The organism is Streptomyces ochraceiscleroticus, from assembly GCF_000720485.1.
Classification (GTDB): Bacteria; Actinomycetota; Actinomycetes; order Streptomycetales; family Streptomycetaceae; genus Streptomyces; species Streptomyces ochraceiscleroticus.
Genome location: NZ_JOAX01000021.1, coordinates 75,434 through 89,537 on the forward strand (window position 1 = coordinate 75,434; position 14,104 = coordinate 89,537).

Genomic DNA, 14,104 nt, shown 5'->3' on the forward strand with positions numbered 1-14,104 from the left:
GAGGACCGATGAAGATCACCGCCATCGAGGCGATCCCGTTCGCCATCCCCTACAAGAAGCCGCTGAAGTTCGCCAGCGGCGAGGTCCACACGGCCGAACACGTCCTCGTACGCGTCCACACCGACGACGGCCCGGTGGGCGTCGCCGAGGCACCGCCCCGTCCCTTCACCTACGGCGAGACCCAGGCGTCGATCACCGCCGTCATCGACAAGGTCTTCGCGCCGCAGCTCACGGGCCTCGCCCCGACGGCACGCGAGGCCGTGCACGCCCGGCTGAACCGCACGGTCGGCAACCCCACCGCCAAGTCGGCGGTGGACATGGCCCTTTGGGACATCATCGGGCAGTCGCTCGGCATCTCCGTCACCGAGCTGCTCGGCGGCTTCACCGACCGGATGCGGGTCTCGCACATGGTGGGCTTCGCGCCGCCGGAGCAGATGGTCGCCGAGGCGCAGCGCATCCGCGACACGTACGGCATCACCACCTTCAAGGTGAAGGTCGGCCGCCGCCCGTTCATGCTCGACGTCGAGGCGTGCCGGGCGCTGCGCGAGGGACTGGGCGACGATGTCGAGCTGTACATCGACGGCAACCGCGGCTGGACGGCGTCGGAGTCGGCCCGCGCGCTGCGCGCCATGGACGGCCTGGACCTGACGCTCGCCGAGGAGCTGTGCCCGGCCGACGACGTCATGGGCCGCCGCTGGCTGGTCTCGCACACCGACATCCCGTTCGTCGCCGACGAGAGCGCCACCCGCCCCGGCGAGGTGACCCGCGAGCTGCTGTCCGGTTCGGCGACGGCCATCAGCATCAAGACCGCCCGTACCGGCTTCACGTACTCCCAGCGCGTGCACCACCTCTGCGAGGGGCTGGGCGTCGAGGCCGTGATGGGCAATCAGATCGACGGCCAGATCGGCACGTTGTGCACCGCGGTCTTCGGATCCGCGTACGAGCTGACCGCCCGCCGGGCCGGGGAACTGTCCAACTTCCTCGACATGAGCGACGACCTGCTCGCCGAGCCGCTGCGGATCGAGGACGGCACGCTGCGCGTCCGCGAGAGCGCGGGGCTCGGCATCGAGCTGGACCCGGAAAAGCTGGCACGTTACCGCCAGGACACCTGAACGACCAGAGGAGCAGAGCCATGACTGACACCACTCGGGCCACCGCCGCCGCGTCCGGCGCCTCGGCGACCGAAGCGTTCCGGCAGAAGCAGCGATCCACCGCAATTAGCAGCAAGGAACGCGTCAACACCCTTGCCACCGAGGTCATTTCGGCGGTCCACGACGTCATCCGCCGCCACAAGGTGACGTACGAGGAGTACGACGCGCTGAAGGCGTGGCTGATCGGCGTCGGCCAGGACGGCGAGTGGCCGCTCTTCCTCGACGTGTGGATCGAGCACGTCGTCGAGGAGGTCGCGAACGAGAACCGCGAGGGCAGCAAGGGCACCATCGAGGGCCCCTACTACGTTCCCGACTCGCCGAAGCACGAGGCGGAGACGACCCTGCCGATGCGCGAGAACGAGGCGGGCACCCCGCTCCTCTTCCAGGGCCAGGTCACCGACGTCGAGGGCAAGCCGCTGGCCGGCGCGCACGTGGAGATGTGGCACGCCGACGACGACGGCCTGTACTCGCAGTACGCGCCGAACCTGCCGGAGTGGAACCTGCGCGGCACCGTCGTCGCCGACGACCAGGGCAACTTCAAGATCCACACGATCCAGCCCGCGCCGTACCAGATCCCCACCGACGGCTCCTGCGGCAAGCTGATCGCCGCGGCCGGGTGGCACGCCTGGCGCCCGGCCCACCTGCATCTGAAGGTGTCCGCGCCGGGCCACCAGCTCATCACCACCCAGCTCTACTTCCAGGGCGGCAGCCACGTCGAGGACGACATCGCCTCGGCCGTGAAGCCCGAGCTGATCCTCGACCCGCGCCCTGCCGCGAGCGGTACGGGCAGCGAGGTCACCTACAACTTCGTGATGGACCGGAGCTGAACCACATGCTGTTCGCAGTGAAGATGGACGTCGCGATCCCCGCGGACCTGGATCCCGGCGTCCGGGCCGACACGATCGCCCGCGAGAAGGCGTACTCGCAGGAGCTGCAGAAGTCCGGTAAGTGGCGCCACATCTGGCGGTGCGTCGGCCAGTACTCCAATCTCAGCGTCTTCGACGTGGAGTCCAACGACGAGCTGCACGACATCCTCTGGGGCCTGCCGCTCTTCCCCTACATGTCCATCGAGGTGACGCCGCTGGCGGTGCACCCCTCCGACATCAACGCCTGACGGAGCGGTTCATGGACAAGGTCGTGGCCACCGCCGCTGAAGCGGTGGCGGACGTACGGGACGGCGCCTCGCTCGCCGTCGGCGGTTTCGGGCTCAGCGGCGTCCCCGACGTGCTGATCCAGGCGCTGTACGAGAACGGCGCCGGCGGGCTGGCCGTGGTCTCCAACAACTGCGGCGTGGACGGCGGCGGCCTCGGCATCCTGCTCGCCGCCGGCCGGATCGCCCGGGTGACCGGCTCCTACGTCGGCAACAACAAGGAGTTCGCCCGCCAGTACCTCGCCGGGGAACTGGAGCTGGAGCTCACCCCGCAGGGCACGCTCGCCGAGCGGCTGCGGGCCGGCGGCTGCGGCATCCCGGCGTTCTTCACCCCGGCCGGGGTGGGCACGGACGTCGCGGACGGCGGGATGCCGCTGCGGTACGCCGCGGACGGCTCAGTAGCGAAGGCGTCGCCGCCCAAGGAGGTACGCGAGTTCGACGGCGTGCCGTATGTGATGGAGCGCGGGATCGCCACGGACTTCGCGCTCGTCCGGGCCGCGAAGGGCGACCGGCACGGCAACCTCGTGTTCAACAAGGCAGCGCGCAACTTCAATCCGCTCGCGGCGATGGCCGGCAAGGTCACCGTCGCGGAGGTGGAGGAGCTGGTCGAGCCGGGCGTGCTGGACCCGGACGAGGTGCATCTGCCGGGCGTGTTCGTCCAGCGGGTGGTCGAGCTGACGCCCGCTCAGGCGGCGGACAAGAAGGTAGAACGAAGGACGGTGCGCGCCTGATGGGCTGGACCAGGGAAGAGATGGCCGCGCGGGCCGCGTGCGAGCTGCGCGACGGCGACTACGTCAACCTCGGCATCGGGCTGCCCACGCTGGTGCCCAGCTACCTCCCCGAGGGCGTGGACGTGGTGCTGCAGTCCGAGAACGGGCTGCTCGGCGTCGGCCCGTACCCGGCCGAGGACGAGGTCGACCCGGACCTGATCAACGCGGGCAAGGAGACCGTCACGGTCCTCCCCGGCGCGGCGTTCTTCGACTCCGCGCTCTCCTTCGGGATGATCCGCGGCGGCCACATCGACACCGCGATCCTCGGCGCGATGCAGGTCTCCGCCCGCGGTGACCTGGCGAACTGGATGATCCCGGGGAAGATGGTCAAGGGCATGGGCGGCGCGATGGACCTCGTGCACGGCGCCCGCCGGGTGGTCGTGGTCATGGACCACACCGCCAAGGACGGCAGCCCGAAGATTGTCGAGGACTGCTCGCTGCCGCTGACCGGCCGGGCTTGCGTCCACCGGATCATCACCGACCTCGGCGTCCTGGACGTCACCGAGGACGGTCTCGTACTGGTGGAGACCGCGCCGGGCGTCACGCCGGAGGAGATCGTCGCGCGTACGGATGCGTCCGTACGGCTTCTCGCGACGCACACTCAGGAGAGCCTGTGACGTCGCTGCCCCATCACGTACTGGACGGCCCCGAGGGCGCGCCGCCACTCGTCCTCGGGCCGTCCCTCGGCACCTCGCTCGCCGTGTGGGAGCCGCAGCTGGCCGAACTCACCCGCACCCACCGCGTGCTCCGCTTCGACCTGCCGGGGCACGGCGGGACGCCGGTGAGCGTGCTGCCCGACCCCGCGCCAGGCAGCACGACCGTCGCCCACCTGGCCCGGCTCGTGCTGGACGTGGCCGATCACCACGGCTGGCGCACCTTCCACTACGCCGGCATCTCGCTCGGCGGCGCGATCGGCGCGTACCTGGCGGTGCACCACCCCGACCGGCTCGCCTCGCTCGCGATGATCTGCTCCTCGGCCCGCTTCGGCGAGCCGGCGGGCTGGCGGGAGCGCGCCGCTTCGGTGCGCGAGCACGGTACGGCGGCGATGCTGCAGCCGACGCCGGGGCGCTGGTTCGCCGATCCCGGTACGGCGGCGGGCCCGCGCGGCACGGCGCTGCTCGGCGATCTCGCCGCCGCGGACCGGGCCGGATATGCCGCCTGCTGCGACGCGCTGGCCGGCTACGACGTACGGTCCGGGCTGTGGTCGGTTTCCGCGCGCACGCTCGTCGTCGCCGGGCGCCAGGACCCGGCGACGCCGCCCGCGCACGCCCGGGAGATCGCCGACGGCATCCCGGGCGCCGCGCTCGCGGAGGTCGCGGGGGCCGCGCATCTGGCGGGCGTCGAGCGGCCGGACGCGGTGAACGCGGCGCTGCGGGTGCACTTGGACGCGGCGACGCGCGGGCGCTGACGTTCGTACGGCCGCTGGGTGACCACCCGTCGGACGGCCGCCGCCCGGGTGACCACCCGTCAGGCGGCCTCGCCGGGCGCCGCGGCGGGCGCTCCCGCACGCTGCTCCCCCCGGGGCAGCGGAAGGCCGCCCAGCGGTCCCGCGAGTACCCGCCCCACGCGCTGGCCCGGCAGTTCGATGAGCCGGTGCGCGAGCATGGCCAGCGGCAGCAGCAGCGCGAGGTAGGCGGCCATCAGCAGCGGCGTGTCGTGCTGCTGCCACGGCACGGCCAGGTCGCACACCTCCAGGACGAGCGGGTGCAGGAGGTAGAGCGAGTAACTGATCACGCCGCAGAAGGCGAGCCAGCGCGGTACGCGGTGCCGCCGCAGGGCCATCGCGACGCCGAACGTGAGCAGCGCGAGCCCGGCCGTGACCGCCCAGATCCGCACGGCGGACCGGGGGTCGCCGCCCCCGGTGACCGCGTCCGGACGGGGTCCGATGTGCAGCGCGGCGGAGAGCACACAGCCCGCGAGCACGGTGGCCGCCACGATCGGCCCGGCGGCCCTGCCGAGCTGCCCGCGCTCCATCCGGTACAGCACGGTCCCGGTGAACATGAGGGACAGCAGCGCGAGCCCCTGCCAGGGCGGGATGCGGCCGTTGAGGAGGATCAGGACGCTTGCCAGCGCGCCCCCGAGCAGCGCACCGGCCCGGATCCACGGCGCCCGCCCCGAGGCCACGGCACACAGCGCGACGGCCGCCCCGAGCGCGGTCGCCGCGATCACCGTGGTGCCGCCCAGCCCGCGCGTCAGCGCCGCGACGGGCAGCGCCCCGCCGGCCGCGATGCCGAGCGCGGCCAGGCCCAGGGCCATCGGCGCGGAGCGCCGGTGCAGCCGCAGCGCGAAGAGCGCCGCGACCAGGAAGTAGAACACCATCTCGTACGAGAGGGTCCACAGCACATTGATCGCGCTGGGCACCCCGAGCAGGTCCTGCAGCATCGTCCCGTGCGCGAGCAGGGCGCTCAGCGGATCGCGCTCCCCCAGCCCCTCCCGCAGCTTGCCCGGCCCCCACAGGACGAGCAGCGCCGTGGCCGCGAGCGCGACGCACAGCAGCGGGTAGAGGCGGCAGATCCGGCCGACCCAGAAGCGGCGCAGCGAGCCGCTCCGCTCCAGGGAGGCCGGGATGATGTAGCCGCTGACCAGGAAGAAGACGATGACGCCGTACGTACCGGGGTTGACGTACCGCAGTACGGTGGCGGACAGCTCGGGCAGATAGCGCGGGCCCGCGTGGTGCAGCGCGACCATCAGCGCCCCGATGCCCCGCAGCGCGTCGAGCCACGCCAGCCGCCGGTCCGGATCCGGTCCCGCGCCCGGTAGGTCGGGCACGTGTGCCGGCCGGGACGACTGGGAGGACTGCAGCCATGCCACATCACTCATCGTCACACCGTACGTACGTTGCGTGGCGAGTGCACGTCGAGCTGACGCCGCATCAGTCGTACGGGTCACGGGCGGCCGTCCGGGGCCCTCGCCACGCACTCGGCAGGTCTGCCTAGACTGGGCCGACCAGTGGACCGTTCGCGAGGAGCCAGCCGTATGACCGCCGTTCACCCGCCGGCCCGTAGCGCAGGCCGGCAGCGCGACGCGGCGCGGACGCGGGCGGAGATCCTCAAGGTCGCGACGGAGGAGTTCGCGCGGCAGGGGTACACGGGCGCCAGGGTGGACGAGATCGCGGCCCGCATTCACACCACGAAGCGGATGATCTACTACTACTTCGGCAGCAAGGAGCAGTTGTTCACGGCCGTGCTGGAGCACGCGTACGCGGGCATCAGGCAGCAGGAACAGCAGTTGGACGTCGAGCATCTGGACCCCGCGGCGGCCATCCGCCGGCTGGCCGAGCTGACCTTCGACCACCACGAGGCGCACCCGGACTTCATCCGCCTGGTGAGCATCGAGAACATCCACGAGGCGGAGCACATCACCGCCTCGGAGACGATCGGCCGGCTCAACTCGCCCGCGATCGAGGTGATCGGGCGGATCCTGGACGAGGGCCGCGCGCAGGGCGTGTTCACGGCGGACGTGGACGCGGTCGACCTGCACGCGATGATCAGCGCGTTCTGCTTCTTCCGGGTCGCCAACCGGCACACCTTCGGCGCGCTCTTCGCGCGCGACCTGACGGCGGCGGACCGCCGGGAGTACTACCGCACGATGCTCGGCGACATGGTGCTCGGCTACCTGACGGGCGACCACTCCGGCTGACGGCGCGACCGCTCCCGCCGGCCGGCAACCGCTCCCGGCTGATCGGGTGACGGTTCCCTCACCCACCGCCACGTGCGGAAATTGTTTCGCCCAGATGTCTTGACAGTGTCCTGCGGGGGATTGAGGATCGCTGCAATTAACTACCTAGTGAGTTAAGCCGCAGCCCGCCGCCACCCGTCGAAGACGCGGGTGGCCGTCCCCCCGTGGAGCAGGCATGTCCGCTCTCTCGTCCGAGGCCGGGGCCCCGCCCCCCGCCCGGCCCCGCAAAGCCGCCGTCGCCGCCTGGATCGGCAGCGCGCTGGAGTACTACGACTTCTTCATCTACGGCAGCGCCGCCGCCCTGGTCTTCCCCAAGGTCTTCTTCGACCCGTCCGACCCGGCGACCGCGACGCTGATCTCCCTCGCGACCTTCGGTGTCGCCTACGCGGCCCGCCCGATCGGCGCGCTCTTCCTCGGCCACTTCGGCGACCGGCTCGGCCGCCGCAAGATCATGGTCTTCACCCTGATGCTGATGGGCCTGTCGACCTTCCTGATCGGCTGTCTGCCGACCTACGCGCAGGTCGGCACGGCCGCACCGGTCCTGCTGGTGCTGATGCGCGTCCTGCAGGGTCTCTCCGCCGCCGGCGAGCAGGCCAGCGCCAATTCGATGACATTGGAGCACGCGCCCGAGGGCCGGCGCGGGTACTACACGAGCTTCGCGCTCAACGGCACCCAGGCGGGCCAGATCATCGCCACCCTGGTCTTCATCCCCGTCGCCGCGCTGCCCGAGGAGCAGCTCTACACCTGGGGCTGGCGGCTCCCGTTCCTGGTCAGCGTGGTGGTCACGGCCGCCGGGTACCTCATCCGGCGCAAGCTCTCGGAGACCCCGGTCTTCGAGCAGGCCGCGGCCGACGACGCGGTGGCCAAGCTGCCGCTCGCCGACCTGCTCCGCAACCACTGGGTCGACGTGCTGCGCGTGATCGCGGCAGCCCTGATCGCCACCGTCAGCACGATCTTCTCGGTCTGGGCCCTGGCGTACGCCACCAGCGACGCGGTCGGCCTGGACAAGTCGGCGATGCTCTGGGTCGGCGTGCTCTCCAACGCGGTCGCGCTGCTGGCGATCCCGCTGTGGGCCAAGCTGTCGGACCGGATCGGCCGCAAGCCGGTCTTCCTGACCGGCTCGCTCGGCTCGGCCGTCATGATCTTCGTGTACCTGTGGGCCGTCTCGACCGGCAGCTACCCGCTGGTCTTCATCACCGGCATCGCCTTCTTCGGCGTGGTCTACAGCGCCGCCAACGGCATCTGGCCCTCGTTCTACGGCGAGATGTTCCCGACCCGGGTCCGCCTCTCCGGCATGGCCATCGGCACCCAGATCGGCTTCGCGGTCGCGGGCTTCGCAGTGAGCTTCGCCGAGCGGATCGCGGGCCCGGGCGGCGACAACTGGCTGGGCGTCGCCGCCTTCACCGCCGGTACCTGCGTGATCTGCTCCCTCGCCGTGCTGACCGGCCGCGAGACGCACAAGGTGCCGACCGCGCTGCTCGGCGAGAAGCCGGGCGTGCCCGAGGACAGCGGCAGCCTGGCCCGCACGGCCTCCGCCTGACCGGTTCCGGTCCCGGAGCCGCGCCGGCTTCCGACCCGGAGGGCCGCGGGTCCCCCTTTTCCTCCGCGGCCCTCCGCCGTCATAATTAACTATCTAGTACGTTCATAGCGCACCACCAGGGAGTCGCGTTGTCCACGCCCTCGTATCTCACCGGCCTCATCGGCTCCGGCATCGGCCCCTCGCTGAGCCCGGCCCTGCACGAGCGGGAGGCCGACCGGCACGGCCTGCGGCTGCTCTACCGGACGCTCGACCTCGACACGCTGGGCGTACCGGCCGAGTCCGTCGGCGAGCTGATCAGCGCCGCCCGTACGCTCGGCTTCGATGGACTCAACATCACGCATCCCTGCAAGCAGCTGGTGATCGAGCACCTCGACGAGCTCTCGCCCGGCACCGCCGAGCTGGGCGCGGTCAACACCGTCGTCTTCCGGGGCGGCCGGACAATCGGCCACAACACCGACGTCACCGGCTTCACCCAGTCCTTCGCGCGCGGCCTGCCCGGCGCCGCGACCCGCGAGGTCGTCCAGATCGGCGCGGGCGGCGCGGGCTCCGCCGTCGCGCACGCCATGCTCTCGCTCGGCACCGACCGGCTCGTCCTTGTCGACACCGACGCGGTACGGGCCGGGGCGCTCGCCGACGCGCTGAACGCCCGCTTCGGCACCGGCCGCGCCGCCACCGCCGCCCCGGACGAGCTAGCCGCCGTACTGCCCGGCGCCGACGGCCTGGTGCACGCCACGCCCACCGGCATGGCAGCCCACCCCGGCCTTCCGCTCCCGGCCGGTCTGCTCCGCGCCGACCTGTGGGTCGCCGAGGTGGTCTACCGGCCACTGGAGACCGAACTGATTCGTACGGCAAGGGAGTTGGGCTGCCGGACGCTGGACGGCGGCGGCATGGCCGTCTTCCAGGCCGCCGACGCCTTCCGGCTCTTCACCGGCCGGGAGCCGCACGCCGAAGAGATGCTCGCCGACCTCGCCGACCTCGTCGGCGCGGCCGCGGTCTGAGGAGGCCCTGATGCGCAAGTCCATCGCCACGGTGTCGCTGAGCGGCTCGCTCTCCGAGAAGCTGAGCGCCGTCGCAGCGGCCGGGTTCGACGGCGTCGAGATCTTCGAGAACGACCTGCTGGCCAGCCCGCTCAGTCCCGAGGAGATCCAGCTGCGCGCCACGGACCTCGGCCTGTCCATCGACCTCTACCAGCCGTTCCGCGACTTCGAGGCGGTCCCGGACGAGGTCTTCGCGCGCAACATGCGGCGCGCGGAGCGGAAGTTCGCCGTCATGGAGCGGCTCGGCGCCGATCTGATGCTGGTGTGCTCCAGCGTCTCGCCGGACGCCGCCGACGACGACGCGCTGGCAGCCCGGCAGTTGCGCGCCCTCGCCGAGCGCGCGGCCGAGCACGGCATCCGCCTCGCGTACGAGGCGCTGGCCTGGGGCCGGCACGTCAACACCTACGACCACGCCTGGCGGATCGTCGAGCAGGCCGATCACCCGGCGCTCGGCACCTGCCTGGACAGCTTCCACATCCTCTCGCGCGGCTCGGACCCCAAGGGCATCGAGGACATCCCCGGGGAGAAGATCTTCTTCCTGCAGCTCGCCGACGCGCCCAAGCTGGCCATGGACGTCCTGCAGTGGAGCCGGCACTACCGCTGCTTCCCCGGCCAGGGCGGCTTCGACCTCGCCGGGATGCTCGGCCACGTGCTGCGCGCCGGCTACACGGGCCCGCTCTCGCTGGAGATCTTCAACGATGTCTTCCGGCAGGCCGACGCGGGGCGCACCGCCATCGACGCGATGCGTTCACTGATCGCCCTGGAGGAGGCCGCCGGGCTCAGCAGCCTGCCCGCGCCGGTCGTCCCGGACGGCTTCGCCTTCGCCGAACTCGCCGCCGCCGACACCGAGCCGCTGCGCTCCCTGCTCGGCTCGCTCGGCTTCGTGCGCACGGGCCGGCACACCGGCGGCAAGCCGGTGGAGCTGTGGCAGCAGAACGAGGCGCGAGTACTGCTCAACACCGTGAGCGGTGCTCGCCGCGAGGGCCCCGGGCTGGTCGCGCTCGGGCTGGAGAGCCCGGAGCCGGCCGCCGCGGTGCGCCGCGCCGAGTCGCTGCGGGCACCGGTCGTGCCCCGCCGCCGCGCGCCCGGGGACGTACCGCTGGACGCGGTGGCCGCGCCGGACGACACCGAGCTGTTCTTCTGCCGTACGGACCGGGACGACCACCCGAGCTGGACGGCGGACTTCGGCACGCCGGCGCCGCAGCGCGGCACGGCCGGGATCACCCGTATCGACCATGTCGCGCTCACCCAGCCCTGGCACCACTTCGACGAGGCGTCCCTCTTCTACGCGAGCGTGCTGGGCCTGCAGCCGAACGAGAGCCTGGACCTCGCCGACCCGTACGGCCTCTTCCGCAGCCGTGCCGTCGCCAATGCCACCGGCAGCCTGCGGGTCGCGCTGAACGTCGCTCCCGTACCGGGCGAGCAGGAGGTACGGCCGCAGCACATCGCACTGGCCACCGACGACCTGCTCGCGACCGCGCGCCGGGTGCGGGAGGCAGGCGCCGCCCTGCTGCCCATCCCGGACAACTACTACGACGACCTCGACGCGCGGTACGGCCTCGATCCCGAGAGCCTGGCGGCCTTCCGGGAGCTGGGCGTCCTCTACGAACGGGACACGGATGGCAGGGAGTTCCTGCACTGCTACACCGTCACCGTCGGCCGGGTCTTCTTCGAGCTGGTGGAGCGGCGCGGCGGCTATCAGGGGTACGGGGCGGCCAACGCCACGGTCCGGCTGGCGGCACAGCACACGGCCGACGCGGGCAGCCGCCGGTCATGAGGCCGGGGTGTCCAGTGCGGTGTGCACGGCGGCCGCGAACCGCTCGAAGTTGAGGACGAAGCGCTCGGCGTCCTCGGCGGTGTGCTGCACCGAGAGCGTCCACTGTTCGGTCTTGCCCCAGGGCGGCAGGAAGACGCCGCCGTTGTGCTGGTACAGCCAGTGCAGATGGCCCCAGCGGTCGTCGTAGGCGAGGAAGTCCCGGAAGTTGCGCAGCCGTTCGGTGAAGATCACCGAGCCCTTGGCGCCGTGCGCGGCCACGTATCCGGGCAGGCCGTACCGGCGCAGCGCGGCCTCGACGCCGCCGGTCATCCGTGACCGGAGGGCGTCGAAGCCGCGGTAGGCGTCCTCGGTCAGTACCTCGGTGAGCATCGCGCGGGTCGCGGCGAGCATCATGGGGTTGCCGTTGAACGTGCCGACCTGTTCGTAGGTGTGGTCGGCGATGCGGTCCATCAGCGCACGGGTGGCGCCGACGGCGCCGCACGGGATGCCGCCACCCATGGCCTTGGCGAGACACACGATGTCCGGTGTGGTGCCGAAGAGTTCGGTGGCGCCGCCGGGGGCGATCGCGAAGCCCGTCTTGACCTCGTCGTAGGCGAGGTGGGCGCCGTGCCGGTGCAGCAGTGCCTTCAGTTCGGCGTGGTAGCCGTCGGGCGGGACGATCAGGCCGATGTTCATCATCACCGGCTCGATGATCATGCCGGCGATCTCTCCGGGGTGCTCGGCCAGCACCCGTTCGACCGCGGCGAGGTCGCCGAACGGCACGACGAGCGTCAGATCGGTGATCTCCGTGGGGTACGCCGGGCCGTAGGCGACCGAGCGCGGCCGGTCGTCGGGGCCGATGTCCTCGGCGACGCGGGCGTAGCCGGAGACCTGTACCGAGTCGTGGTGGCCGTGGTAACTGCCCTCGACCTTGAGGATCTTCTTGCGCCCGGTGGCGGCCCGCATCAGATGGACGGCGTCCATCGTGGCTTCCGTACCGGAGTTGGTGAAGCGCCACTGGGGCAGCCCGAACCGCTCCGCGAGCAGCCGGGTCACCGGGATCAGGTCGCGGGTGGGCTGGGCGAAGTGGGTGCCGTGCCGCACGCGTCCGGTGACCGCCGCGACGATTGCCGGGTGGGCGTGGCCCGCGAGGCCGACGCCGAAGCCGCCGTGCAGGTCGACGTAGTCGGTGCCGTCCACGTCGCGGACGTGCGCGGCGTGCCCGTCCTCGATCCAGACGGCGACGGGCGGGGAGTCCTGCCAGGCGGAGGCGACCCCGCCGGCGAGCGACTCGCGTGCCTCGGCGCGGAGCCGGGCCGAACCGGCGGTGCGGTCGGTGAGGATCTTCTCCTGCCCGGCGATCAGTTCGTCCAGGGCGCGTGCGCGGGTTTCGTCCAACGGCTGCGTCATCGTGCTGGTCTCCCTACGCTCATGGGGCGTTCCACGACCAAGCTCCGTAGAAAAGTTACGGTAGGTTTTCTACGGTGACAATGGGGGCAACGGTGCCGACGGAGGGGGCAGCAGCACGATGCCGGGAAAGACCGCGATGCCAGGAAACGTCAAGAAAGGGCGGCGGAGCCGCCGTTCGCCACAGGAGACCCGGGCCCTGATGCTCGAAGCGGGCGTGGAGCTGGTGCGCCGGCACGCCGCCGACACCTCCGACCAGGCGCTCGCCGGGCCGCTGGCCCACATCAGGCTCACCGAGGTCGCCCGGCTCGCCACCGAGATCGCCGCGGACCGGCAGCCCGGCGTCGGCCGCGCGCAGCCGATCACCACCGGCGCGATCTACCCCCTGTGGCCCACCCAGGCCGAGTACCAGACGGAGCTGATGTTCCACCTGCTCGGACCTGACGCGTATCCGGAGGACCGGGACGCGGTGGCCGAGCTGCTGGCGCTGGCGGAGACCACGGCACCGGTCGAGGCCATCCTCACCACGGTCGCCGCCGGCTACCTCGAACGCGCCCGCGCCAACCCCCTCACCTACGTCTACCTGACCTTCTACGTACTGGGCGAACACCCCAAGGTCCGCGAGGCCGCCCAGGGCGGCTACCGGCAGCTCGGCATCGGCTACGCCACCGCGCTGGAACGCCTGCTGGCCCGCGAGGGACGCCGGCCGGCCCCCGGCCGCACCGTCGCCGACTTCGTCGTCTCCCTCCTCGCCGTCCTGGAGGGCTTCTGCCTGCGCGCCCGGGTCGAGCCCGCCACTCCCCCACCGGACGACCCGGCGCCGCGCGCCCCGCTGCCCGAGCTGCTCGGCGCCACTCTCACGGCCCTCTGGCACTCCTTCACGGAGCCGGCCGAGCCGGCCGGCTGACCGCGCCACGCGGCGCGGGGCGGGCGGGGCTCATCCCTCCTCCGGTACCTCCACCGCCGAGGAGCGGCGGTTCCAGGCGCGGGGAGCGCGCCAGTGGTAGCGGAGTGCGAGCAGGCGGACGGCGAAGGCGACGAGCGCGGCCACCGCGCTGGTGCCCGGGTTGAGGGCCTGGAAGCGGATGCACAGGGCGACGATGGCGGAGCCGACGATGGCCGGCACGGCGTAGAGGTCACGGTCCCAGCGCACCAGCGAGGGGACCTCATTGGCGATGATGTCGCGCAGCACGCCGCCGCCGACGGCCGTGGCGAGGCCCAGGGTGGCGGAGGCGGTGAGGCCGAGCCCGTACTCGTACGCCTTGGTGGTCCCCGCGACGCAGAAGAGGCCGAGCCCGGCTGCGTCGAAGACGTTCACGCCGGTCTGGATCCGCTGGACCTGCGGGTGGAGGAAGAAGACGAGGACGGCCGCGACCAGCGGGGTGAGGAAGTACCCGAGGTCGGTGAAGGCGGCCGGCGGCACGGCACCGATGATCAGGTCGCGGATCAGCCCGCCGCCGAGCGCGGTCACCTCGGCGAGCACGGCGATGCCGAAGATGTCGAAGTTCTTGCGCACGGCGAGCAGCGCGCCGGAGATCGCGAAGACGAAGATGCCGATCAGGTCGAGCGTGTGCTGGACGGAGGGCGTGAACAGTTGCTGGAGCACACGGCATTC

General features: G+C 71.9%; 14 protein-coding genes. 11 read left to right on the plus strand and 3 right to left on the minus strand.

Features of this window, described 5'->3' with window-relative positions:
• Positions 1-8: 8 nt before the first annotated feature.
• The 6 genes from IG84_RS0124905 to IG84_RS0124930 are packed head-to-tail and all read left to right on the plus strand — an operon-like array spanning position 9 to position 4,479.
• Positions 9-1,112, plus strand: coding sequence for a mandelate racemase/muconate lactonizing enzyme family protein (locus IG84_RS0124905; protein ID WP_031061493.1), 1,104 nt, complete (start codon positions 9-11; stop codon positions 1,110-1,112).
• 20 nt (positions 1,113-1,132) lie between these two features.
• Entirely contained in the window at positions 1,133-1,978 is an 846-nt protein-coding gene (catA, locus tag IG84_RS0124910) for a catechol 1,2-dioxygenase (RefSeq protein WP_031061496.1), read from the plus strand.
• 5 nt (positions 1,979-1,983) lie between these two features.
• The gene (catC, locus tag IG84_RS0124915; RefSeq protein ID WP_031061498.1) at positions 1,984-2,265 is read left to right on the plus strand and encodes a muconolactone Delta-isomerase; all 282 of its coding nucleotides are present in this window, start codon (positions 1,984-1,986) and stop codon (positions 2,263-2,265) included.
• 11 nt (positions 2,266-2,276) lie between these two features.
• Positions 2,277-3,032: a CoA transferase subunit A gene (locus IG84_RS0124920; RefSeq protein ID WP_031061500.1), complete on the plus strand. Its 756-nt coding sequence runs from the start codon at positions 2,277-2,279 to the stop codon at positions 3,030-3,032.
• A complete protein-coding gene (locus tag IG84_RS0124925; protein ID WP_031061502.1) occupies positions 3,032-3,688 on the plus strand; it encodes a CoA transferase subunit B in 657 nt (218 codons plus the stop codon). The genes IG84_RS0124920 and IG84_RS0124925 overlap by 1 nt, the downstream gene beginning before the upstream one ends.
• Positions 3,685-4,479, plus strand: a complete 795-nt coding sequence (locus tag IG84_RS0124930) for an alpha/beta fold hydrolase (RefSeq protein ID WP_037800835.1) — start codon at positions 3,685-3,687, stop codon at positions 4,477-4,479. Before IG84_RS0124925 ends, IG84_RS0124930 begins: the two co-directional genes overlap by 4 nt.
• 59 nt (positions 4,480-4,538) lie before the next feature.
• Here IG84_RS0124930 and IG84_RS0124935 read toward each other — a convergent pair whose 3' ends face one another.
• Positions 4,539-5,891, minus strand: coding sequence for an acyltransferase family protein (locus tag IG84_RS0124935; RefSeq protein ID WP_078649340.1), 1,353 nt, complete (start codon positions 5,889-5,891; stop codon positions 4,539-4,541).
• A 156-nt stretch (positions 5,892-6,047) separates the two neighbouring features.
• Here IG84_RS0124935 and IG84_RS0124940 point away from each other — a divergent pair, with 156 nt between their 5' ends.
• From IG84_RS0124940 to IG84_RS0124955, 4 genes are all read left to right on the plus strand, one after another.
• Entirely contained in the window at positions 6,048-6,710 is a 663-nt protein-coding gene (locus IG84_RS0124940) for a TetR/AcrR family transcriptional regulator (RefSeq protein ID WP_031061522.1), read from the plus strand.
• 214 nt (positions 6,711-6,924) lie between these two features.
• The gene (locus IG84_RS0124945; RefSeq protein ID WP_031061525.1) at positions 6,925-8,289 is read left to right on the plus strand and encodes an MFS transporter; all 1,365 of its coding nucleotides are present in this window, start codon (positions 6,925-6,927) and stop codon (positions 8,287-8,289) included.
• A gap of 128 nt (positions 8,290-8,417) precedes the next feature.
• Positions 8,418-9,287, plus strand: a complete 870-nt coding sequence (locus IG84_RS0124950) for a shikimate dehydrogenase (protein ID WP_031061528.1) — start codon at positions 8,418-8,420, stop codon at positions 9,285-9,287.
• A gap of 10 nt (positions 9,288-9,297) precedes the next feature.
• A complete protein-coding gene (locus IG84_RS0124955; protein ID WP_031061533.1) occupies positions 9,298-11,103 on the plus strand; it encodes a bifunctional sugar phosphate isomerase/epimerase/4-hydroxyphenylpyruvate dioxygenase family protein in 1,806 nt (601 codons plus the stop codon).
• Here IG84_RS0124955 and IG84_RS0124960 read toward each other — a convergent pair.
• On the minus strand, positions 11,098-12,492 hold the full coding sequence (locus IG84_RS0124960; RefSeq protein WP_031061535.1) for an aspartate aminotransferase family protein: 1,395 nt from the start codon (positions 12,490-12,492) through the stop codon (positions 11,098-11,100). The genes IG84_RS0124955 and IG84_RS0124960 overlap by 6 nt on opposite strands.
• Before the next feature lie 199 nt (positions 12,493-12,691).
• On the opposite strand from IG84_RS0124960, the gene IG84_RS0124965 reads away from it, so the two are divergent.
• Positions 12,692-13,396 (plus strand): hypothetical protein, encoded by a 705-nt coding sequence (locus IG84_RS0124965; RefSeq protein ID WP_031061537.1) that lies wholly within the window; start codon positions 12,692-12,694, stop codon positions 13,394-13,396.
• Positions 13,397-13,426: 30 nt separating this feature from the next.
• On the opposite strand, the gene IG84_RS0124970 is transcribed toward IG84_RS0124965, so the two are convergent.
• Complete coding sequence (locus IG84_RS0124970) at positions 13,427-14,095, minus strand: trimeric intracellular cation channel family protein (protein ID WP_031061539.1); 669 nt, start codon at positions 14,093-14,095, stop codon at positions 13,427-13,429.
• Positions 14,096-14,104: the final 9 nt, after the last annotated feature.